We start from the raw sequence: 24,872 nt of genomic DNA on the forward strand, positions 1-24,872 counted from the left end.
CGCCGCCGATCAGCAAGGACCCCACGCATGAATGCCGCAGATGCACAGAAACTAGCCCGCCGTTTTATCGAGTTGCCACAGGACAAGCGCCGCTTGTTCCTCGCCGGCATGGCCCGCGAAGGCATCGATTTTGCTCAGCTTCCCATGACGGCCTGTGTCGGCGCCGCCGAGCGCGACGGTCTTTCCTATGCCCAGCAGCGCATGTGGTTTCTTTGGCAACTGGACCCCCACAGCGCGGCCTACAACCTGCCGATGGCGGTGCGCCTCGATGGCCCGTTGCAGCCCCAGGCGCTGGAGCGTGCGTTCAGTCTTCTGGTGGCGCGGCATGAGTGCCTGCGCACGACCTTCGGTCAGGAGGGCGAGCGTGCCTTCCAGCACGTGGCTGAACCCAAGGAGCTGACCCTGGCGGTCACCGACCTGAGTGCGGTCCCCGAAGAACAGCGCTGGTCCCGTGCGCAACAGCACATGATGGCCGAAGCCACCCAGGCGTTCGACCTGCAACAAGGCCCGTTGCTGAGCCTGCGCCTGTTGCGCCTGGCCGAACAGCAGCACGTGCTGCTGTTGACGCTGCATCACATCATTGCCGATGGCTGGTCGATGAACATCCTCATCGACGAGTTCATGAAGACCTACGACGCTCTCGTCGCCGGCCAGCAGCCGACATTGCCGGCGCTGACCGTGCACTATCGCGACTACGCCCTGTGGCAGCGCAGTTGGCTGGAGGTCGGCGAGCGTGAGCGCCAGCTCGACTATTGGCGCACACAGTTGGGCGCCGAACACCCGATCCTCGAATTGCCGACGGATCGCGCCTATCCGGCCCAGTCCAGCCACCAGGGCGCACGCCTGGAAAAAGTCATCGACGCGGCGTTGCGCCAGGACTTGAAAAACCTCGCGCAGCGCCAGGGTGTCACGCTGTTCGTGGTCCTGCTGGCAGCGTTCAAGACCTTGCTGCACCGCTACAGCGGCCAGACCGACATCCGCGTCGGCGGCCTGATCGCCAACCGCACCCGCAGTGAAACCGAAGGCCTGATCGGCTTCTTCGTCAACACCCAGATCCTGCGCAGCGAGGTCACGGCGCAAACCCGTTTTACCGACTTGCTGCAGAGCCTGCGCCAGTCGGCCCTCGGCGCCCAGGCCCATCAGGAATTGCCGTTCGACGCGTTGATCGAGGCCCTGCAACCGGCCCGCAGCCAGAGCCATAACCCACTGTTCCAGGTGATGTTCAATCACCAACCGCTGGTCACCGATTTACAGGATGTGCGACTCGACTGCGGTTTGCAGGTCGGTTACCTGAGCGAAGCGCAACTGGCGGGCTGCGGTCGTCAGCATGCGGCGACCAGCGACCTGATGCTCGATACCCGGGAGGAGGGCGAGCAGTTGTTTGCGGCGTTTACCTACGCCACCGACATCTTCGACCCATCGACCATCGCCGCGCTGGCCGGGCATTGGCACAACCTGTTGGCGGCGGTGTGCCGCGACCCGCAGCAGCCGCTGGGCGAATTGTCGATGCTGGCCGAAGCCGAGCACGACGGCTTGTTCCAGGCCAGCGAGGCCCCGGCCCGCATCGCCTGCTTCCAACAGGTGTTCGAAGCGCACGTCGCGCGTACCCCGGACGCGGCGGCGTTGATCCTTGCGCACGATCATGCGCCCTCGCTCAACTACGCCGAACTCAATACCCGCAGCAATCGCCTGGCCCATCAGTTGTGCGCCCAGGGTGTCGGCCCCGACGTCTTGGTTGGCGTGGCGCTCGGTCGTTCGCTGGAGCTGGCCGTCGCGCTGCTGGCGGTGCTCAAGGCCGGCGGCGCCTACGTGCCGCTGGACCCGCAGACCCCGGCCGAGCGCCTGCGCCATGTGCTCGACGACAGCGGGCTGAAACTGCTGCTGACCGACAGCGAATGGCTGCCGAGCCTGCCGCCGCTCAATGGCATCGAGTGCCTGTGCGTGGACCGTTTGCCGACCAACGCGGCCCAGGACAATCTGAACGTGGCGGTTGATCCGCAGAACCTTGCCTACGTGATCTACACCTCCGGCTCCACCGGGCGCCCGAAAGGCGTGGCGATCAGTCATGGTGCGCTGAGCGAGTTCATCGAGCGGGCCATCGACTACAGCGACCTGCGCGAAGGTGACCGGGTGTTGCAGTTCGCAACCAGCAGCTTCGACGGTTTCGTCGAGCAATTCTTCCCGGCGCTGTGCCATGGCGCTTGCGTGGTCTTGCGCGACTCACGGTTGTGGGACAGCGCGACGTTGCATCAGGTCATTCTCGAACACGGCGTGACCCTGGCCGACTTGCCTGCGGCGTACTGGCATTGGCTGGTGCAGGACTACGCAGCCAATCCGCCAGCGCACTTCGGTGCCTTGCGCCAGATCCATGTCGGCGGCGAAGCCATGGCGGTGGACGGCCTGCGCCTGTGGCAACTGGCCGGGCTGGGCCATGTGCGCTTGCTCAATACCTACGGCCCGACCGAGGCCACGGTGGTCTCGACCATTCACGATTGCACCGCGCTGACGCCGCAAGCCGTGTCGTGGCGCGGGATTCCGATTGGCCACGGTCTGGCGCAACGTCGGGTGTACGTGCTCGACGACGATTTGAATCTGCTGCCTCAAGGCGCGGTGGGCGAGTTGTACATCGGCGGCCCAGGGCTGGCGCGCGGTTATCATCGGCAGCCGACCCTCAGCGCCGAGCGCTTTATCGCCGACCCGTTCGCCACCGGCGAGCGCCTGTACCGCACCGGCGACCGCGCTCGCCTGCGGGTGGATGGCGCGCTGGAATACATCGGACGGGTGGACCACCAAGTGAAGATTCGCGGCTTCCGCATTGAGCTGGGCGAGATCGAATCGCGCCTGCAGCAATGTCCGGGGGTTCGCGAGGCGGTGGTGCTGGCGTTGCCGCTGACCGGAGGCCTGCAACTGGTGGCCTATCTGGTTCCCGAGGAATCGGTGCTCGACAGCGTGGCCGAGCAGGCGCTGTTCCGTCAGCAAACCCGCACTGCGTTGCAAGCCAGCCTGCCGGACTACATGGTCCCCGGCCATCTGCTGCTGTTGCCGCATTTGCCCCTGACCCCCAGCGGCAAGCTGGATCGCAAGGCCTTGCCGGCGCCGCACGCCAGTCAATTGCAGGTCGCCTATCGCGCCCCGCAAACCGACACCGAGGTGTGCCTGGCGAACATCTGGATGGACGTGCTGCAAGTACCCCAGGTCGGGGTCGACGATCACTTTTTTGAGTTGGGCGGTCATTCGCTGCTGGCCGCGCAAGTGATCGGCCGGATCAAAAACCAGTTGGGCGTGATTCTGCCGCTGCGCAACCTGTTCGAAAAACCCGTGCTGGGTGATCTGGCCCTGACCGTGGCGCAGTTGGCGGGCAGTGCGGCGGATAACGACTGGTCGGACATGGACCAGTTCATGAGTTCTTTGGAAGGAGTAGAAGCATGAGCGGCACTATGGCGGAACGCATCGCTAAAAGGTTCGTCGGTTTGCCGCTGGAGCAGCGTCGACAGTTTCTGGCCAAATTGCGTGAGGACGGCAAGGATTTCAGCCTGCTGCCGCTGCCGGTCAGCCGTCACGACAACCCGCTGATCCCGCTGTCGTTCGCCCAGCAACGCTTGCTGTTTCTCTGGCAACTGGAGCCCCACAGCGCTGCTTACAACATGGCTGCCGGCCTGCGCTTGCGCGGGCAATTGAATGAGCCGGCGTTGCTGCGTTCGTTCGATCACCTGGTGGCGCGGCATGAAGTGCTGCGTACGGTGTTCCATACCGACGGTGATCAGCCGCGTCAGGTGATCCTTGATCAGCAACAGGTGCCGCTGGAACGCATCGACCTCTCGGGTATTGCCCCGCAAGAGCGCGAAGCCGAACTGGCGCTACGGGTGCGCACGGTCACGGCGCAGCCGTTCGATTTGCGCCACGGCCCCTTGCTGCGCGCGAGCCTGTTTTGCCTGGCCGAGGACGAGTGGGTGCTGGTGGTGAGCATGCATCACATCGTCTCCGATGGCTGGTCGATGGACGTGATGGTCAAGGAGTTCGTGCAGTGCTATCAGGCGTTCTGCCTGGAGCGCGAGCCGCAACTGCCGGCGCTGACCCTGCAGTACGCCGACTACGCCATCTGGCAACGTCGCTGGCTGGAGGCCGGCGAAGGCGAGCGTCAACTCGATTACTGGCGCCAGCAGTTGGGTGAAGAGCATCCGTTGTTGGCGGTGGCGGCGGACTTCGACCGGCCACTGACCCAAAGCTTTGAGGGTCAGACCCTGAGCTTTGATTTCGGCACTGGGCTGTCGCGCCAGCTCAATGCGTTCGCCCGGGCTCGGGGCACCAGTCTGTTCATGCTGGTGCTGGCCGGGTTTTCGCTGTTTCTGTCGCGTCAGGCCGGGGAGCGCGATATCCGCGTCGGCGTGCCCAACGCCAACCGCGGTCGCGCCGAAGTCGAAGGGCTGATCGGCTTCTTCGTCAACACCCAGGTACTGCGTTGCCAGGTGGATGAGCGTGGCAGTTTCAATGATCTGCTGGCACAGGTGCGCGAGGCTTCGTTCGGTGCCCAGGCGCATCAGGAGCTGCCGTTCGAGCAGTTGGTCGACGAGTTGGTGGCCGAGCGCACCCTCGGCCACAATCCGTTGTTCCAGGCCAAGTTCAACCAGAACGTCGGCATGCAGAAACAACGCTCGATGGACCTGCCGGGCCTGAGCGTTGCCGAATACACGCTGGACAAGCAAGGCACGCATTTCGACCTGGCGTTGGACATCACCGACGATGGCGCGCTGATCCACGGGCAAATGACCTACGCCAGCGACCTCTACCAGCGCTCGACCATTGAAGGCTTTATACCGGCGCTGCTCAGCCTGTTCGACGAACTGTTGAAGGCCCCGCAAGCGCCGCTGCACAGCATTGCGACTGGCGCATTGGCGCTGGCCGAACCGTCGCAGACGTCGGCATTGCAAGTGTTGCAGCACTGGGAGCGCGAAGTGGCGCGGCAACCCGAGGCGCTGGCCGCACGGGATTTGCAGCAGGCCCTGAGTTTTCAGGCGCTGGATCAAGCGGCCAATCGCCTCGCGCATTATTTGCGCGCACAAGGCGTGCGCGATGCTCAACCGGTGGCGGTGCTGATGGAGCGCTCGCTGGACTGGCTGATCAGCGTCCTCGCCATTTTCAAGGCGGGGGCGGTGTACATGCCGCTGGACATCAAGGCCCCGGCGGCGCGTTTGAAGCAGATGCTGGAAGGCGCGCAGGCATCGGTGCTGTTGTGCGCAGACGGTGATGAACGCGTCACCCGCCTGGCGGTCGCCGGTTGCCAGGGCCTGGCCTTTGCCCCGTCGCACTGGCAGGACCAGCCTGCATCGAGCCCTGCGTTGACGCTGTCGGCGGAGTCGCCGGCCTATGTGATTCACACGTCCGGCTCCACCGGGCAACCGAAAGGCGTGCTGGTCAGTCACGGTGCGCTCGCCAGTTATGTGCGTGGCGCGCTGGAACGGCTGGCCCTGGCGCCGGACGCGAGCATGGCGTTGGTCTCCACCATCGCCGCTGACCTGGGCTTTACCGTGCTGTTCGGCGCCTTGTGTTCGGGGCGCCTGCTGCATGTGTTGCCGGAAGAACTGGGCTTTGATCCGGACCGCTTTGCCGAGTACATGAGCGAACACCGCGTGGGCGTGCTGAAAATCGTGCCGGGGCATTTGGCGGCGCTGTTGCAGGCTTCGCGGCCAGCCGATGTCTTGCCCGAACATGCGCTGATCGTAGGCGGCGAAGCCTGCTCGCCAGCGTTGCTGGAGCGGGTGCGCCAACTCAAGCCGCAATGCCGTTTCATCAACCACTACGGCCCCAGCGAAACCACGGTCGGGGTGTTGACTCACGAAGTCATCGACCTCGACCCGAGCGCCCGGGGCGTGCCGGTCGGCCGGCCATTGCCGGGCGCTCAGGCCTACGTGCTGGACGACGTGTTGAATGCTGTCGCCGACAAGGTCGCGGGCGAGTTGTACATCGGTGGCGACAGCGTGGCTCTGGGTTACCTCGGGCAGCCAGGCCTGACCGCTGAACGCTTCGTGCCGGACCCCTTTGGCCCGGCCGGTGCGCGGGTGTATCGCAGCGGTGACCGGGTGCGCCGTAATCGCCAGCAGGCGATGGAATTCATCGGCCGCGCCGACGATCAGGTCAAGGTCCGTGGCTACCGTGTGGAACCCGCCGAAGTCGCCCGGGTGTTGCTCGGGCTGGCCGGCGTCAGCGAGGCGGCGGTGCTGGCCTTGCCGCTGGACGGCGATGAATCGCGGCTGCAACTGGTCGCCTATTGCGTCGCTGCGGCGGGTATGACCCTGCAAATCGATGGCCTGCGTCAGCAGTTGCAAGCTTGCCTGCCGGACTACCTGCTGCCGGCGCAGATGGTGCTTCTGGAGCACCTGCCCCTCACGGCCAACGGCAAGCTCGACAAGCGTGCCTTGCCGGTGCCCGGGGTGGTCACGCAGCACTTTGTGGCGCCGGTGGGTGAAATCGAAGAGAAACTGGCCGCGATCTGGGCCGAGGTGCTCAAGCTTGAGCGCGTCGGCAGCACCGACAATTTCTTCGAACTGGGCGGTGACTCGATCCTGAGCCTGCAAATCATTGCCCGGGCCAAGCGCCAGGGAATCAAGTTGAGCCCCAAGCAGTTGTTCGAAAAGCAGACGATTGGCCTGTTGGCGGCGGTGGCCAAGCTGATCGAAACCAAGCCGGCGCTGACCACCTCGCAACAGATCAGTGGCACGTTGGCCTTGCTGCCGATCCAGGCGCGATTCTTCGAGATGGACATTGCCAAGCGACATCACTGGAACCAGTCCGTGATGTTGCAACCACAAGCGCCCCTCAATGCCGGCCATCTGCACAAGGCGTTACTGGCCGTGATCGAACATCACGATGCCTTGACCCTCAACTTCCAGGCCTGTGGCGATCGCTGGCAAGCGATGTTCCAGACCGAGCGCGACCCTGAGGTCTTGTGGGTGCGCGAGCTGAGTGACCTGGCGCAGTTGCCGGCGCTGGCGGACGAAGCCCAGCGCAGTCTCAATCTGCAACAGGGCCGTCTGGTGCGAGCGGTGCTGGTGAACCTGCCGGACGGTGCGCAGCGTTTGCTGCTGGTTATCCATCACCTGGTGGTGGACGGCGTGTCCTGGCGGGTCCTGCTGGAAGATGTGCAGCAGGCGTATACCGCGCTGGCGGCGGGCAGGGCGCCGGCCCTGCCGGGCAAGAGCAGTTCGCTGCAGCGCTGGGCCGAACACCTGCATCAGTTCGGCCGCAGTGAAACCCTGGCTGGCGAACGTGATTACTGGATCAAGACCCTGGACGGCGTCGAGGCGCAACTGCCTCGGGACTTCCCGCTGACTGCGCAGGCTCAGGTTCAGCGTCAGGCGGCCAGGGCGACTTCGCGACTGAGCAAGGCCCTGACCCACAAACTGCTCAAAGTCGCGCCCGCCGCCTACCGCACGCAGATCAACGACTTGTTGCTCACGGCCCTGGCGCGGGTGCTGTGTGACTGGAGCGAGCAGTCCTCGGTGCTGATCCAGCTTGAAGGACATGGTCGTGAAGACCTGTTCGACGATCTGGACTTGAGTCGCACGGTCGGCTGGTTCAGCAGCCTGTTCCCGGTGCGGTTGACGCCAGAGGCCGAGCCCGGTGCGTCGCTGTGTGCGATCAAGGAACAACTGCGCGCCGTGCCGGGCAAAGGCATTGGCTACGGCGTGCTGCGTTACCTGACTCCGGATCAGCCGCTGACCCCGTGGGTGCAACCACGGGTGACTTTCAACTACCTGGGCCAGTTCGACGGTTCGTTCAGTGCCGCTGATGGCGCGTTGTTCCTCCCGAGCGGGGAGAGCACCGGGGCCAATCAGGACCCGGATGCGCCGCTGGCCAACTGGCTGAGCATCGACGGTCAGGTGTATGGCGCCGAGCTGGAACTGACCTGGACGTTCGGCGAGGGCATGTTCCGCCCGCAAACCATTCAAGCCCTGGCTGATGCCTATCGCCTTGAGCTGGAGCGGCTGATCGAGCATTGCTGCGACACCGAACAGGCCGGCGTCACGCCGTCGGACTTCAGCCTGGTAACCCTGACCCCGGCGCAACTCTCGGCCTTGCCGATACCGGCGCGGGAGATCATTGATCTCTATCCGTTGTCGCCGATGCAGCAGGGCATCCTGTTCCACAGCATCAACGAACCGGACGGCCCGGCGTACACCAATCAGTTGCGGGTCGATGTGCGGCGGCTGGACGCCGGGCGCTTTCAGCAGGCCTGGCAGCAGACCGTCGACGCCCACGAGATTCTGCGCACAGTGTTTGTCTGGCCAGAAGACGCCGCCGCAGCCGTGCAGGTGGTTTGCCAAACGGTGCAGATGCCGTGGCGCGTGCAAGACTGGCGCGCGCGTACCGACCTCGACACCGCGCTGGACGCCTTGGCACAGGAAGACCTGGCGCGCGGTTTCGACCTGAGCAAGGCGCCGCTGTTGCGCGTGCAATTGGTGCAGACCGGTGAGTCGGTGCATCACCTGATCTACACCAGCCATCACATTCTGATGGACGGCTGGAGCACCTCGCAGCTGTTCGGCGAAGTGCTGCAACGCTATGCCGGCATGACCCCGACCGCTAGCGCCGGGCGTTATCGCGACTACATCGAATGGCTGGGGCAACGCGACCAACAGGCCAGCCGCGACTTCTGGCGCACGGCGCTGGCCAGCCTCGAAGAGCCGACCCGACTGGCCAGCGCCATGCCGCCGCGTCAGGAGCCGGGCAGCGGCTATGCCGAACATCAGCATGTGTTCGGCGAACAACTGACGGTTGAGCTGAACCGCTTTGCCCGTGAGCAGAAAGTCACGCTCAACACGCTGATGCAAGCGGCCTGGCTGGTGCTGTTGCAACGCTACACCGGGCAGAACACCGTGGCCTTCGGCGCGACCGTGGCCGGTCGCCCGACCGATTTGCCCGGGGTCGAGCAACAGATCGGCTTGTTCATCAATACCTTGCCGGTGGTGGCCGCACCGTCCGCCGAGTTGTCGGTAGGTCAATGGTTGCAGCAGGTGCAAAGCCTCAACCTGGCCCTGCGCGAGCACGAACATACGCCGCTCTATGAAATCCAGCGCCGGGCTGGCTTGGGCGCGGGCTCACTGTTCGACAGCATCCTGGTGTTCGAGAACTACCCGATGGCCGAAGCCCTGGAGCAGGCGCCGGCCTCGGGCCTGGTGTTCTCGGCCATCCAGCGTCAGGAGCAGACCCACTACCCGCTGACTTTGGTGGCCGTCACCGGCCGTGAGCTGAGCCTGGGGTTGAGTTTCGACCAGGCCTGTTTCGATCAGGCCAGCATCGTCGGCCTGACCGCGCAACTCGAAAGCCTGATGACGCAGTTCCTCGCCGATGCCACGCAGCCGCTGGGTGCCTTGCACCTGCTGGATGAAGCGCAACGGCAGGCCGCGCTCGAATGGGGTCGGGCTGACACCACGGCGCTGGATTCGCGCACGGTGCTTGAGCGGATCGACGCGCAGGTTCAACGGCAACCGCAAGCGACGGCGATTCTGTTTGCCGAGCAGCAGATCGATTATCAGCAGCTCGATGCCCGGGCCAATCGCCTGGCGCACAAGCTGCAAGCGCTGGGTGTCGGACCGGAAGTGCGGGTCGGCGTGTGCATGCGCCGTACGCCGGACATGCTGGTCGGCTTGCTCGCGATCCTCAAGGCCGGTGGCGCTTATGTGCCGCTGGACCCGGAGTACCCGCAGGAGCGCTTGCTGCACATGCTCGACGACAGTTGCGCGGCCGTGCTGCTGACCGAGGCGGTGGCCCAGGCGCTGTTGCCCGCGGCGTTGAGCGCGCAGGTACTGGTGGTCGAAGAACGCAGCGACTGGCTCGGCGACTACCCGTCCACCGCGCCGTCGATCAGCCTTTCGGCGCACAACCTCGCCTATGTGATCTACACCTCCGGTTCCACCGGCAAGCCCAAGGGCGTGGCGATTACCCACGGCAACCTGGGGGCGCTGATCCAGTGGTCTGCGGGTGTGTACCGCGATGAGCAATTGCTCGGCGTGCTGGCCTCGACCTCGATTTGCTTCGACCTGTCGGTCTGGGAAATCTTTGTCACCCTGGCGTGCGGCGGTTGCATGGTGCTGGCTGACAATGCCCTGGCGCTGGCGGATTTGCCGGCCCGCGAACGGGTCACGCTGATCAACACTGTGCCGTCGGCGATCGCCGCGTTGCAGCGCTCCGGGCAGATCCCGGCCTCGGTCGGCACCATCAATCTGGCGGGTGAACCGCTCAAGCAAACGCTGGTGGACACGCTGTACGCGACCACGTCGGTCAAGCAAGTCTACGACTTGTATGGGCCTTCCGAGGACACCACTTACTCGACCTTCACCCTGCGCAGACCCCAGGGCCAGGCGAACATCGGCCGGCCGCTGGAAAACACCGTGGCCTACCTGCTCGACAGTCAGTTGCACGTGCTGCCGGCCGGGGTCGCCGCCGAGTTGTACCTGGCCGGTGCCGGCGTGACCCGAGGCTACCTGATGCGGGCGGGGCTGACCGCTGAACGCTTCGTGCCAGACCCGTTCTCCAGTAACGGCGAGCGCCTGTACCGCACCGGCGATCTGGTGCGCCAGGGGGCGGACGGGCAGATCGAGTACATCGGCCGTGCCGACCATCAGGTGAAGATCCGCGGCTTCCGCATCGAGTTGAGTGAAATCGAAGCGCGACTGCTGGAGCTGGCAGAGGTTCGCGAAGCGGTGGTCCTGGCCGAGGACGGCGTTGCCGGCAAACACTTGCACGCCTATGTCGTGGCGGTGCCACCGGTCGCGGATTCGCACTGGCTGGCAGAGCGCTTGCGGGCGGCGTTGATCAGTCGTTTGCCGGCGCACATGGTGCCAGCACATCTGCACATTATCGACGCCGTGCCGCTGACCCCCAATGGCAAGCTGGACCGCAAGGTCCTGATGGCGCTTGGCGGCAGCCCGGCCCGGCAACGCTACGAACCGCCGCACACGCAGCTGCAATGGGAAGTGGCAACGATCTGGCAGGAAGTCCTTGAAGTCGAGCAGGTCGGGTTGACAGACAACTTCTTCCAGTTGGGCGGGCATTCGTTGCTGGCGACCCTGGTGGTCACCCGGATCAAGGAACGCCTGGGCGACAAAGTGGCGCTCAAGGAACTGTTCGAAGCGGACACGCTGCACGCGTTCTGCAACCGTATCGAGGCATTGCGCGTCGATTTATCGCCGGTTCAGGACGAATTGGCTAAATCCCTGGAGGCCCTCAAACGTCTATCCCTCGATGATCTGGAAAAACTGATTTCTTGAGAGGGAACAACGCGTGCAAGAGTTAATCGAGTCGGTAGGACAACTTTCGGCTAAGCAAAGAAAGGCCCTGGCGGTTCTGCTCAAGCAGAAAGGCGTCAACCTCTTTGACATTGCCCCGGTTTTCAAGCGCACGGCCGAAGAGCCGCTGCTGCTGTCCTACGCTCAACAGCGCCAGTGGTTCCTCTGGCAATGGGCGCCGCACAGCGCCGCCTACAACATCCCGACGGCCCTGCGTTTGCAGGGGCCGCTGGATGTGGCCGCGCTGCAAAGCAGCATCCAGGCATTGATTGAACGACACGAAACCTTGCGCACGGTGTTCACCCAGGAAGCCGAGCAACCTTTGCAAGTGATCCTGCCCGCAGGACCCTTTGCCCTTGATACCCATCAACTGAGCCCTGCGCAGGCGAAAGCCCCGGATGAACCCATCCAGGCGTTCGTCCAGGCCCAGAGCCAGAAGACTTTCGATTTGCAGCACGGCCCGCTGTTGCGCGCAGCCCTGCTGCAAGTTACCCCCGATGACCACGTGTTGGTGCTGACCCTGCACCACATCGTTTCCGACGGCTGGTCGCTGCAAGTCATGATCGAGGAGCTGGTGCAGCTGTACGCCGGTTTCAACCTCGGCCACGCCGCCGGATTGCCCGCCTTGCCGATTCAATACGCCGACTATGCCCTGTGGCAGCGGCAGTGGATGGAGGCCGGCGAGCAAGCGCGTCAGTTGGCTTACTGGCAACAAAAGCTCGGTGGCGAACAACCGGTGCTGGAGCTGCCCACCGACCGCGCGCGTTCGGTGGATCAAAGCTTTGCCGGTGCCAGCCACAATTTGATTCTCGACCCGGCACTGAGCAATGGCCTCAAGGCATTCGCCCGCCAGGAAAACGTCACCCTGTTCGTGGTGTTGCTGGCGGCTTTCCAGGCGCTGTTGCACCGTTACAGCGGTCAAGCCGACATTCGCGTCGGCGTGCCGGTGGCCAACCGTGGCCGGGTGGAAATCGAGCGTCTGATCGGTTTCTTCGTCAACACCCAGGTGCTCAAGGCTGACGTCGATGGGCAAAGCCGTTTTGTCGATTTGCTGCGTCAGGTCAAGCTCACCGCGCAAGAAGCCCAGGCGCATCAGGATCTGCCGTTCGAGCAGTTGGTGGAAGCCCTGGAGCCGGGCCGCAGCCTGAGTCACAGTCCGTTGTTCCAGGTGATGTTCAACCACACCGCAGAACGTCGGGCGAGTGTGCACACTCGTCTGAACGGGTTGCACATCGAGCCGCTGCAATGGCAGAGCCAGACCGCGCAGTTCGACCTGGTGCTCAACACCACCGAGCAGGCCCATGGCATCGAAGCGGTGCTCAAATACGCCACTGACCTGTTCGATGCGGCCACCATTGAACGCCTGGCCGAGGATTGGTCTGAGCTGTTGCGGGCGATTGTCCAGGACCCGAGCCAGCGTATCGCCCAATTGCCGATGCTCGGCGCCGCCCGGCAGCAGCAATTGCTTGCGCAATGGAACCCGGCACGGGTTGCCCACCCGGTCAGCCAGTGTCTTCATCAAGCCATCGAGACGCAGGCCGAGCGTTATCCCGAGGCGGTCGCCGTGGTGTGTGGCGAACAGCGCCTGAGCTACGCCGAACTCAACCGACGCGCCAACCAATGGGCGCATCACCTGATCGCGCGGGGCGTTGGCCCGGACGTGCGGGTAGGGGTGTCGGTCGAGCGTTCGCTGGACATGATCGTCGCCATCATCGCGGTGCTGAAGGCGGGTGGGGCCTATGTGCCGCTAGACCCGAGTTACCCGCACGATCGCTTGAGCTACATGATCGAAGACAGCGGCATCGAATTATTGCTGGCCCAGGGGCATCTGCTGGCGCAACTGCCGATCCCGCAGAGGCTCGACTGCCTCGACCTGAATCAGCCGCCGGAGCAGGACAACAGCAGCAACCCGGTCTGCCTGACCACGCCGGACAACCTGGCCTATGTCATTTACACCTCGGGCTCCACCGGCAAACCGAAAGGCGCCTTGCTGCCCCATAGCAATGTGATGCGCCTGTTCAGCGCCACCGACCACTGGTTCGGTTTCGGCCCTCATGACAGCTGGACGCTGTTCCATTCCTACGCCTTCGATTTTTCGGTCTGGGAAATTTTCGGCGCGCTGCTGCACGGCGGCAAACTGGTGGTTGTGCCCCACGACGTCAGCCGTTCCCCGGACGATTTCTACACCTTGCTCTGCGATGAACAGATCACCGTGTTGAACCAGACACCGTCGGCGTTCAAGCCGTTGGTGCAAGTGGCCAGCGCCTCGTCGCGCCACCACGCGCTGCGTTATGTGGTGTTCGGTGGCGAAGCCCTGGAAGTACAAAGCCTGCGCCCCTGGTTCGAGCGCTTCGGCGACCGCGCGCCGCGGCTGGTCAACATGTACGGCATTACCGAAACCACGGTGCACGTGACGTATCGCCCGTTGTCCCTGGCGGATTTGCAACAAAGCCACGCCAGCCCGATCGGCGAACCGATTGTCGACCTGTCTTGGTACTTGCTCGATGGCGCGCTGAACCTGGTGCCCCAAGGCTGTATCGGCGAGTTGTACATTACCGGCGATGGCCTGGCCCGGGGTTACCTGAACCAGCCGGGCATGACCGCCACGCGTTTTGTGCCTGACCCGTTCAACCCGCAAAGCGGGGCGCGCCTGTACCGCACCGGCGACCTGGCGCGGCTGCGCGGCGACGGGGTGATCGAGTACATCGGTCGTATCGACCATCAAGTGAAGATCCGTGGTTTCCGCATCGAGTTGGGGGAAATCGAAACCCAACTGCTCAAGCACCCGGGCGTGCGCGAAGCGGTGGTGCTGGCGATCGAAGGGCTGAGCGGTCCTCAACTGGCGGCCTGGATCGTGCCGAACGAGGCGCTGCCGGATGATGCCCACGCCGCGCTGCGCGACGGGATCAAGGCGCACCTGCGCGAGACGTTGCCGGACTACATGGTGCCGTTCAACTGGGCGTTCCTGGAGCGTCTGCCGCTGACGGCCAACGGCAAGTTGGACCGCAAGCAATTGCCGCACCCGGACGTGATTCAGGTGCAGGAGGTTTACGCCGCGCCGCGCAATGAGCTGGAACAACGTCTGGCCGAGATCTGGCAGGACGTGTTGAAGGTCGAGCGTGTCGGGCTCAACGACAACTTCTTCGAGCTGGGCGGTGACTCGATCATCTCGATTCAGGTGGTCAGCCGGGCGCGTCAGGCGGGTATCCGTTTTTCGCCCAAGGACATCTTCCAGCACCAGACCGTGCGGCGTCTGGCCACCGTCGCGCAACAGAGCGATGCGGTGCTGGCGATGCAAGGGGATGTCGTCGGCGAGGCCGTGCTGACACCGATCCAGCAGTACTTTTTCGGCACCGGGATTCCCCAGCGTCAACACTGGAACCAGTCGATCCTGCTGACCCCGGCCGAGCCGCTGAACGCGGCGCCGCTGGAACAGGCGCTGCTGCACCTGCAACGGCATCACGATGCCTTGCGCCTGCGCTACCGTGAAACCGCCGGTGCCTGGCGCCAGGTGCATGCCGCGGTCGATCAGCCCACCGCGTTGCTGCGCACGGTCACCCTGCACGACAGCGACGCCTTGCCGGCGCTGTGCCTGGAGCTGCAACGCAGCCTGGACCTGAGCGACGGCCCGTTGATCCGCGCGGTGTTGGTGGACTTGCCGGATGCCAGCCAACGCCTGTTGCTGGTGATTCATCACCTGGTGGTCGATGGCGTGTCGTGGCGTATTTTGCTCGAAGACTTGCAAAGCGCTTACCAGCAGATCAGCGCCGGCCAGGCCTTGAAGCTACCGGCCAAGACCACCGCGTTCAAGGATTGGGGCGAACGCCTGCAAGGGCATGCCCGCAGTGCCAGGCTGGAGGCCGAACTGGCTTACTGGCGCGAGCAACTGGCCGCCGCCCCGGTCGATTTGCCGCTGGACCGTCCCCACGGCCAGTTGCAAAACCGCTTCGAGCGCAGCGTCGACACTCGCCTTGATGCCGAGCGCACCCGGCAATTGCTGCAACAGGCGCCGGCGGTCTATCGCACTCAGGTCAATGACCTGCTGCTGACCGCACTGGCTCAGGTCCTGTGTGCCTGGACCGCTTCCGACAGCGCCCTGGTGCAACTCGAAGGCCATGGTCGTGAAGACCTGTTCGACGACCTCGACCTCAGCCGCACCGTCGGCTGGTTTACCAGCATGTTCCCGGTGCGCCTCAAACCCCAGGCCAGTGTCGAAGCGTCGATCAAGGGCATCAAGGAACAACTGCGGGCGGTCCCGAACAAGGGCATCGGCTTCGGGCTGTTGCGTTACCTGGGCAGCGCCGAATCGCAAGCGGCTTTGCGCGATCTGGTGCAACCGAAGGTCACGTTCAACTACCTTGGCCAGTTCGACAACAACTTCGATGAGGCCGCGCTGTGGGTGCCGGCCACCGAAAACAAAGGCGCCGGGCAAGATGAACAGGCGCCGATGAGTAACTGGCTGACCATCGATGGCCGGGTTTACCAAGGGCAGTTGAGCCTGACCTGGACCTATAGCGGTGATGTCTTTGAAGAAAGCACCATCAATGCCCTGGCCCGTGCCTATGAAGTGGCGCTGGGCGAGTTGATCGATCATTGCCTGAACCACCCGAGCGGTGGTTTGACGCCCTCCGACGTGCCGCTGGCCGGGTTGTCCCAGGCGCATCTGGACAGCCTGCCGATTGCCGCGCAGCGGATCGAGGACCTTTATCCGCTGGCGCCGATGCAGCAGGGGATTTTGTTCCACAGCCTGTACGACGCCGATGCCAGTGCCTACGTCTATCAGATGCTGCTGGATATCGACGGTCTGGACGTCCCGCGCTTCCAGCAATCCTGGCAGCGCGTGGTGGATCGCCATGAAGTGCTGCGGGCCGGTTTTATCTGGGGCAGCGATGGCCTCGATACGCCGTTGCAGGTGATCTATCGCCAGTTGACCCTGGAAATGCCGGAAGTGGATGTGCGCGGCGAACCGGATCAGGCCGCCGCCCTTGAAGCGCGGGCGCGGGCTGACCTGGAGCGCGGTTTCGATCTGCAGAACCCGCCGTTGCTGCGCTTGTGTCTGTTGCGCACCGCGGATGATCGGCACCGGTTGATCTTCACCTGCCACCACATCCTGATGGATGGCTGGAGCAACTCGCGGATGTTCGGCGAAGTGCTGCAGGATTACGCCGGTCAACCGGTGCCCAGTGCCCAGGGCCGTTACCGCGACTTCCTGGCCTGGCTGCAACGCCAGGACAAAGACGCGGCGCAAGCCTTCTGGCGCGGGCAACTGGCGCAGCTGAGCGAACCGACCCGGTTGGCGTGCGCCTGTCACGGGCAGACCGTGCCGGGGCCGGGCAAGGGCGTGCATCGCCTGACGTTCGACGCGGCATTCACGCAACGGCTGAACGGTTTCTCCCGTCAGCAACAAGTGACGCTCAACAGCCTGGTGCAAGCGGCGTGGTTGCTGGTGTTGCAACGCTACACCGGTCAGGCCAGCGTCGCGTTCGGCGCCACGGTGTCTGGGCGTCCGGTGGATTTGCCGGGTATCGAGCAACAACTCGGGCTGTTCATCAACACCTTGCCGGTGATCGCCAGTCCGCAAGCCACCAGCAGCGTCCGCGACTGGGTGCGCAGCGTACAGGACAAGAACCTGCTGCTGCGCGACTACGAGCAGACGCCGTTGCAGGATATCCAGCGTCTGGCAGAACTCAGTGGCGAAGCCTTGTTCGACACGTTGCTGGTGTTCGAAAACTACCCGGTCTCGGAAACCCTCGAGGCGAATCCGGGCGGCTTGGGTTTTGGCAGCCTGGAACACCGCGAGCAAACCAACTATGCCTTGACCCTGATCGCCGGTGCCGGCGAGGTCTTGAGCCTGGACTTCAACTACCTCACAGCACACTTCGCCGAGCGCAGCATTGTCGGCCTGGCGGGGCATCTGCAAGCCGTGCTGCTTCAGTTCCTCGAAGCGCCGCAGCGTGTGCTGGGTGAAATCGGCCTGTTGTCGTCCAGCGAACTGCTCACCCTGGCGCAATGGAACGACCATCAAGCGCCATACCCGAGGCAGTCGCTGATTCATCACGGCTTCGAAGCCCAGGCGCAACGCCGGCCGCAGGCGCTGGCCTTGAGTCATGGCGGCGTGGCGCTGAGCTACGCCGAACTCAACCGCCAGGCCAACCAGTTGGCCCGGCGGCTGGTGCAGTTGGGCGTTGGCCCTGAAGTGCGCGTGGGCGTGGCGATGCCGCGCTCGGCGCAACTGGTGATTGCGCTGATGGCGGTGCTCAAGGCCGGTGGCACCTACGTGCCGCTGGACCCGGACTATCCGGCCGATCGCGTGGCGTACATGCTCGAGGACAGCCAGGCGAAAGTCCTGCTGACCCAGCAGGCGCTGCTCGCCCAATTGCCGTCTACCGAGGCCCATGTGGTGTTGGTGGAGGCGGGTGGCCTGGCGTTTGTTGACCTCGGCGCGGACAACCTGGAACCCCGGGGTGATTGCGCCAACCTCGCGTACGTGATCTACACCTCCGGTTCCACCGGCAAGCCCAAGGGCGTGGCCATCGCCCACCGTAATGTCCAGGCGCTGATTCACTGGTCCCTCGAGGTCTACAGCGATGAAGACCTGCAGGGCGTGCTGGCCTCGACATCGGTATGTTTCGACCTGTCGGTGTGGGAGATTTTCGTCACCCTGGCGCGCGGCGGCTCGATGATCGTCGCCCGCAATGCGCTGGAGCTGCCGGACCTGCCGGAGCGCGATCAGGTGCGCCTGATCAACACCGTGCCGTCAGCCATCGCGGCGTTGCATCGGACCGGGCAGATCCCGCCGGGTGTGCGGATCATCAACCTCGCCGGTGAACCGCTTAAGCAGACCCTCGTCGACAGCCTGTACCGCGTCACGTCGGTGCAGCACGTCTACGACCTGTACGGGCCGTCCGAAGACACCACCTATTCGACCTGGACCCGTCGCGACGCCGGCGGTTTGGCCAACATTGGCCGGCCGCTGGTCAACACCACGGCGTATTTGCTCGACGCGCAACTGCAGGCGGCGCCCATCGGCGTGGCGGCCGAACTGTACCTGGCTGGCGACGGCATTACCCGGGGCTACCTGTTCCGTCCAGGCCTGACCGCCGAACGATTCGTGCCTGACCCGTTGGCGAGCAACGGCGAGCGCATGTACCGCACCGGCGACCTGACTCGCTTGCAGGACGGTGGCGTGATCGAATACGTGGGACGCATCGACCATCAGGTCAAGGTCCGTGGTTTCCGTATCGAGCTGGGGGAAATCGAAACCCGAATGCTGGCTCATGCCAGCGTGCGTGAAGGCGTGGTACTGGCGGTGGAGGGCAACAATGGCCAGCGACTGGTGGCCTACGTGGTGCCCGTGCAGACCGACCTGAGCCTGCAGGAGCAAGACGAACTGAGCGAGGCCCTGAAAGCCGCGCTCAAGGCGCACTTGCCCGAGTACATGGTGCCGGCGCAGTGGCTGTTCCTCGACCAGTTGCCGCTGACTCCAAACGGCAAACTCGACCGCAAGGCCTTGCCGGCCCCGGACGCCAACCCCCTGTCGCGCGATTACGTGGCACCGCGCACGGCGCTGGAACAGCAATTGGTGCAGATCTGGCAAGACATCCTGAAAATCGACCGGGTCGGGGTGAGCGACAACTTCTTTAGCCTGGGCGGCGATTCGATCATTTCCATCCAGGTGGTCAGCCGTGCGCGCCAGGCGGGCATTCGCTTCACGCCCAAAGACCTGTTCCAGCAGCAGACCGTGGAGGGGCTGGCGACCGTGGTGTCCTTCGATCCGGCGCTGCTGTCGGCCGAACAAGGCGCCGTGATGGGCAGCACGCCGTTGCTGCCGTTGCAGCAATGGTACTTGCAGACCCCGCAAACACAGCGTCCGCGCCATTGCTCGATACGGCTTGAACCGCAGGTGCCGCTGACTCTGGCGTTGCTCGAACAGGCAATGCAAGCGTTGGTGGGTCAGCACGACAGCCTGCGCCTGACATTCGCCGACGGCGTTGCCCGTTATCAAGAGCCAGGTGCCGCGCGGGTGCGACAACAGCGGGTGAGCGATCTTGCGCAACTGCAACGCCTCGCTGAACAGGCGCAAGCGGAGCTGGATCCGGCACACGGCCCGCTGTTGAGCGCGGTGCTCTTCGAGCTGCCGCAGGGTCAACAACGCGTACTGGTGGTCGCTCATTGGCTGGCGGTGGACAACGCATCATGGTCGCTGCTGTTGCAGGACTTGCAGCGTGTTTGCCGGCAACTGCTGGCCGGTGACCGCGTGACGTTCCCGGTCAAGACCACCTCGTTCCAGCGCTGGAGCGAGCAACTGCTGGAGTTTGGCCGCAGCGATGCGTTGCTGACGCAAGTGCCGTTCTGGCAAGCGCAACACAGCGGCGATGCCATGCTGTTGCCGCTGGATTCGCCGCAAGGTCAATCCGCCGCGGCGACGCGGGTCACTGCGCTCGATCCAGCTGCCACCCAGCAACTGCTTACCAAAGCCCCAGACGCTTACCGCACCGGGCGCAATGAACTGCTGCTGGCCGCACTGACGCGGGTTATCTCGCGCTGGAGTGGTCAGCCGACGGTTGTCTTCGAGCTTGAGGCCGACGGGCGTCAGGCGTTGGGCGAGGCGCTGGACCTGAGCCGCACCGTCGGTGCTTTCCGTCATCGCTACCCGGTACGCTTGACGGCCGACGCGCTGATGGCGGACTCGATCAAACAGATCAAGGAACAACTGCGGGCGGTGCCGGATCAGGGCATTGGCCATGGCTTGTTGCAGGATCACCTGCACGGGCCGGTGCCTTGTATCGGTTTCACCTTCCACGACACCCTCGACTGGGTGGGCGATGGCGTGTTGGTGGCGGACGATGACGCCTTCGAGCACCTGTCGGCGCCTTCCAGTCAGTGCCTGAGCCTCGATGCACAGTTGCACAACGGTGCGTTGCAGCTGCGCTGGTCGTTCAACCCGCAGCAGTTCAATGCCTCGACCCTCCAGCGCCTGGCGCACGAGTATGTGCAGGAACTGCGTGCATTGACCGAGCACTGCTGCCAGCCGGATAGCCGTGGCCTGACACCATCGGACTTCCCGCTGGCGGGCCTCGATCAGGCCCAGCTCGACGCGCTGCCGGTGACGGCGCCGGACATCGAAGACATCTATCCGTTGTCGCCGATGCAGGAAGGCATGTTGTTCCACACCCTGTCCGACAACGGCAGTAGCCTGTACATGCAACAGGTCAGCCTGCCGGTCAAAGGGCTGGACGTGGAGCGCTTCCGTGGCGCCTGGGAATTCATCATCGAGCGCCAGGCCATTCTGCGCACCAGTTTCCACTGGCAGGACGGCTTGGCCAAACCGTTGCAGATCGTCCATTACCATGCGCCGTTGCAAATGGCAGTGCTCGACTGGCGTGATCGGGAGGTCAGCGAAGCGCAGATCGCCGAGTTTGCCACCGTGGACCGTGCGAACGCATTTGACTTGTCGAAGGCATGTCTTCAGCGGGTAACGTTGCTGCGCCTGAGTGACGAGCAGTTCCAGATGATCTGGACCAGCCACCACATTCTGATGGACGGCTGGAGCAGTTCGCGGCTGTTCGGTGAGGTGTTGCAGTACTACTCCAAAGGCCAGGTCAGTGGAGAGAACGGGCGTTACCGCGACTTCATCGGCTGGCTGCAAGCCCAGGACCAGAATGCCCAGGAGGTGTTCTGGAAAGCCCGTCTGGCGCCGGTCACCGAACCGACGGCGCTGAGCCAGGCGATGCACCCGCGCTTCTCGGCCGATGTGTCCGGGCACGATGCGATTTATTCAAACTGGAACACGTCGCAGACCGCGCGCTTGCAACAGTTCTGCCGCGACCTGCGGATCACCCCCAACACCTTGATCCAGGGCGCGTGGCTGTTGCTGTTGCAGCGTTACACCGGCCAGCGCACGGTCACCTTCGGCGCCACGGTGTCCGGGCGTCCCGAGAGCCTGCCGAATGTCGGCAACATGCTTGGGCTGTTCATCAACACCTTGCCGATCATCCAGACCCCGGAACCGGATCAGCGCCTGGCCGACTGGCTCAACCAGGTCCAGGCCTGCAACCTGGACATTCGCGATTATTCCCAGGTCCCGCTGGCTGATGTGCAGCGTTGGTCCAACCTGGGCGGCCAGGGCTTGTTCGACAGCATCATCGTGTTTGAGAACTTCCCGATCGATGACCGCTTGCAAGAGGAAAACGACACGGAGCTGACCTTCGGAAAATCCATCGGCCATGGAGTGACCAACGTGCCGATGGACCTAGCGGTGATGCTCGGCGACGAGTTGTCCATCGAGTACCTGTACCTGCGCAGCCACTTCAGCGCCGAGGCCGTGGAAGGCATTCGCCTGACAATGGAAAACACCCTTGAGGCGATGATGAGCGCGCCTTACGAACGCCTGGGTAACTTGCAGCGTTTGTCCTGCGAGCAGTGGCACGCGATGCAGGCCTGGAGCGCAGAACCGGCCGCTGATCATCAGGCGACGCTGTTGCCGCAACTGATCAGCCAGCATGCGCTGCACCAGCCCGAGGCGATCGCGCTGCAATGCGCCGGGTTGAGCCTCAGCTATGGCGAACTCGAACAGCGGGCCAATCGTCTGGCGCATTGCCTGATCGAACACGGCGCCGGCCCGGAAGTGGTCATCGGCGTGGCACTGCCGCGATCCCTGGAAATGGTGGTCAGCTTCCTCGCGGTGCTCAAGAGCGGGGCGGCCTATGTGCCACTGGACATCGATTATCCGCCGGAGCGCCTGGCGTTCATGATCGAAGATTCGCGGATGGCGCTGCTGTTGACTCAAAGCAGCCTGCGCGGCACGTTGCCGGCCCCCGAAGGCCTGCTGCGCCTGGAAATCGATCACCTCGACGAAACCCGTTACACCGATGCGGCCCCTGTTTGCCGCGTCCAGGAGCAGGGGTTGGCCTATCTGGTCTACACCTCCGGTTCCACCGGTCGGCCAAAAGGCGTCGCGGTGACCCAGGGTCCGTTGAGCATGCATTGCCAGGCGATCGCCAAGCTGTATGAAATGGACACCGACAGTTGCGAATTGCACTTCATGTCCTTCGCCTTCGACGGTGCCCATGAACGCTGGTTGAGTACGCTTTACAGCGGTGGTCGCCTGGTGATTCGTGACGGTTGCCTGTGGACCCCCGAACAGACTTATCAGGCCCTGCACGAGTACGGTGTGACGATTGCCTGCTTCCCGCCGGCCTACCTCAAGCAACTGGCCGAATACGCCGCCGCCAGTGGCATCGCGCCGCCGCCCGTGCGCATCTACTGCTTCGGTGGCGACGCGGTGCCGGATCAGACGTTCGAACAAGTGAAGGCGGCGCTGCGCCCCGAGTACTTCACCAACGGTTATGGCCCGACGGAAACGGTGGTCACGCCGATGCTGTGGAAAGTGCCGGTAAGCCAACACTGTGAAGCGGCTTATGCACCGATTGGCCGAGCCGTGGGTGGTCGCTCGCTGTATGTGCTGGACGAAGACCTGAATCCGCTGCCGCCCGGTTTTTCCGGCGAGTTGTACATTGGCGGCTACGGTATCGCCCGTGGTTATCACCATCGGCCGGACCTGACCGGGGAGCGCTTCGTGCCCAACCCGTTCGCGGCCGGCGAGCGGCTCTACCGCTCCGGCGACCTGGTGCGTCTGCGGCCTGACGGCGTGCTCGACTACGTCGGGCGTATCGACCATCAAGTCAAGGTGCGCGGGTTCCGTATCGAGCTGGGTGAAGTCGAGGCCAGCTTGCGGCTACTCGAGCAGGTCAGCGATGCGCTGGTCATCGCCCGGGACAATGCCAGTGGCAAGCAGTTGATCGGTTACGTCGTCACCCCTGACGGACAGGACCTGGGCGATGCGCTCAAGGCCGGTCTGCGGGCGACGCTGCCGGAGTACATGGTGCCGGCGCAGATTGTCTGCCTCGACGCTTTCCCGGTCACGCCCAACGGCAAACTGGACCGCAAGGCACTGCCGGAGCCGGAGTTCAAAAGCGAGGACTATGTCGCGCCGCGCAATCAACAGGAGCAACTGCTGGCCGAGATCTGGGCCCAGGTGCTGCAGGTGGAGCAGGTCGGTATCAGCGACAACTTCTTTGAACTGGGCGGTGATTCGATTCTCAGCCTGCAAGTGATTTCCCGGGTGCGCAACCACCCAACGTTGAAGATGGACCTGAAGCTGCGCGACCTGATGCGTCTGCAAACCATCGCCGGGATTGTCGAGCAGGACGGGGCGAAACCGGCCACGCAACAGCTGTCGGAGGACATCACCCATGTGGCCAGCGAAGGCCTGTTCAACCTGTTGCCGATCCAGGAGTGGTTCTTCGCCGAAGGCATGTCCGAGGCGCACCACTACAACCAGTCGCTGTTGTTGAGTGCGCGTCAGGCGTTGGATCTGGATGCACTGGAACACGCCTTGGGCTGGATCGAAAAACACCACGATTCGCTGCGCCTGCGCTTCTGCCAGGAAGGTGGGCGTTGGTTGCAGCGATACGCGGCGCCGACCGATCAACGCGAGCCGCTGCTGTGGCGGCGCGAGGCGCAGGACCGCGAGCAGGTTGAAGCCCTGGCGAACCTGACCCAGCGCAGCCTTAAACTCGATGACGGCCCGGCCTGGCGCGCGGTGCACATCGCGTTGCCGGACGGCCAGGCACGGCTGTTGATGGTCATTCACCATTTGGTGGTCGATACGGTGTCCTGGCGGATTCTGCTCGACGATCTGAAAGTGGCGTACGAGGCTTGCGTCATGGGCCTGGAACCCCAATTGCCGATTCGCACCAGCAGTTATCGTGCATTTGCCGAGGCCTTGCAGGCGCAGGCACCGGTGATTGCCGAGCAAGAACTCGGGTATTGGCTGGAGCAACTCGATCAGCCAGGCGTGGATCTGCCGTGCGACAACCTGCGAGGCAAGAACCAGGTGCGGCAGCAGGCGCAGGCGCGGCTCAAGTTGTCCCGCGAGCACACCGAACAGTTGCTCAAGCAGGCCCCGGCGGTCTATCGCACGCAGATCAACGATTTGCTGCTGACCGCACTCAGCCGTGCATTGTGCCGCTGGAGCGAACAGTCATCGGCGCTGATTCTGCTGGAAGGGCACGGTCGCGAAGACCTGTTCGAGCGCATCGATCTGAGCCGCAGCCTGGGCTGGTTCACCAGCATGTTCCCGGTGCGCCTGAACCCGAGCGAGGACATCGGTGCGTCGATCATCAATGTGCAGGCGCAACTGGCCGCGGTACCGCGCAAGGGCATTGGTTATGGCGTGTTGCGTCATCTCGCCGGTTCGCAACTGGCCACCCAGTTGGCCGGGCTGCCGCAGGCCCGCGTGACGTTCAACTACCTGGGGCAGTTTGACCAGAGCTTCGATGAACAGGCGCTGCTGGTGCCGGCACTGGAGGAAACCGGCGACAACTACAGCCTCAAGGCGAACCTGGGCAACTGGCTGGAAATCGTCGGCCAGGTCTATGACGGTCAGTTGGCATTGCGCTGCATCTACAGCACCCAGCGCTACCGGGCACAGACCATGGACGGCTTCATGCAGGGCTATCAGCACGAGCTGGAAGCGTTGATCGAGCATTGCATGGCGCGGGTCAATTGATCGGTCGTCAGCCG

3 protein-coding genes are annotated in these 24,872 nt (G+C 63.9%); all 3 read left to right on the forward strand.

The features are described from left to right. Positions 1 to 27 precede the first annotated feature (27 nt). The 3 genes from FQ192_RS27260 to FQ192_RS27270 are packed head-to-tail and all read left to right on the forward strand — an operon-like array spanning position 28 to position 24,858. Entirely contained in the window at positions 28 to 3,429 is a 3,402-nt protein-coding gene (locus FQ192_RS27260) for a non-ribosomal peptide synthetase (RefSeq protein WP_149661291.1), read from the forward strand. Next, positions 3,426 to 11,267, forward strand: a complete 7,842-nt coding sequence (locus FQ192_RS27265; RefSeq protein WP_149661292.1) for a non-ribosomal peptide synthetase — start codon at positions 3,426 to 3,428, stop codon at positions 11,265 to 11,267. The genes FQ192_RS27260 and FQ192_RS27265 overlap by 4 nt, the downstream gene beginning before the upstream one ends. Positions 11,268 to 11,280: 13 nt before the next feature. Further along, complete coding sequence (locus FQ192_RS27270) at positions 11,281 to 24,858, forward strand: non-ribosomal peptide synthase/polyketide synthase (protein WP_149661293.1); 13,578 nt, start codon at positions 11,281 to 11,283, stop codon at positions 24,856 to 24,858. Positions 24,859 to 24,872 lie beyond the last annotated feature (14 nt).

The organism is Pseudomonas sp. ANT_J12, from assembly GCF_008370045.1.
In the GTDB taxonomy this organism is placed as follows: Bacteria; Pseudomonadota; Gammaproteobacteria; order Pseudomonadales; family Pseudomonadaceae; genus Aquipseudomonas.

Bases quoted from the DNA above. Each gene is read 5' to 3' on its own strand.
- FQ192_RS27265 (WP_149661292.1), top strand. From the start codon at position 3,426: ATGAGCGGCACTATGGCGGAACGCATCGCTAAAAGGTTCGTCGGTTTG.
- FQ192_RS27260 (WP_149661291.1), top strand. From the start codon at position 28: ATGAATGCCGCAGATGCACAGAAACTAGCCCGCCGTTTTATCGAGTTG.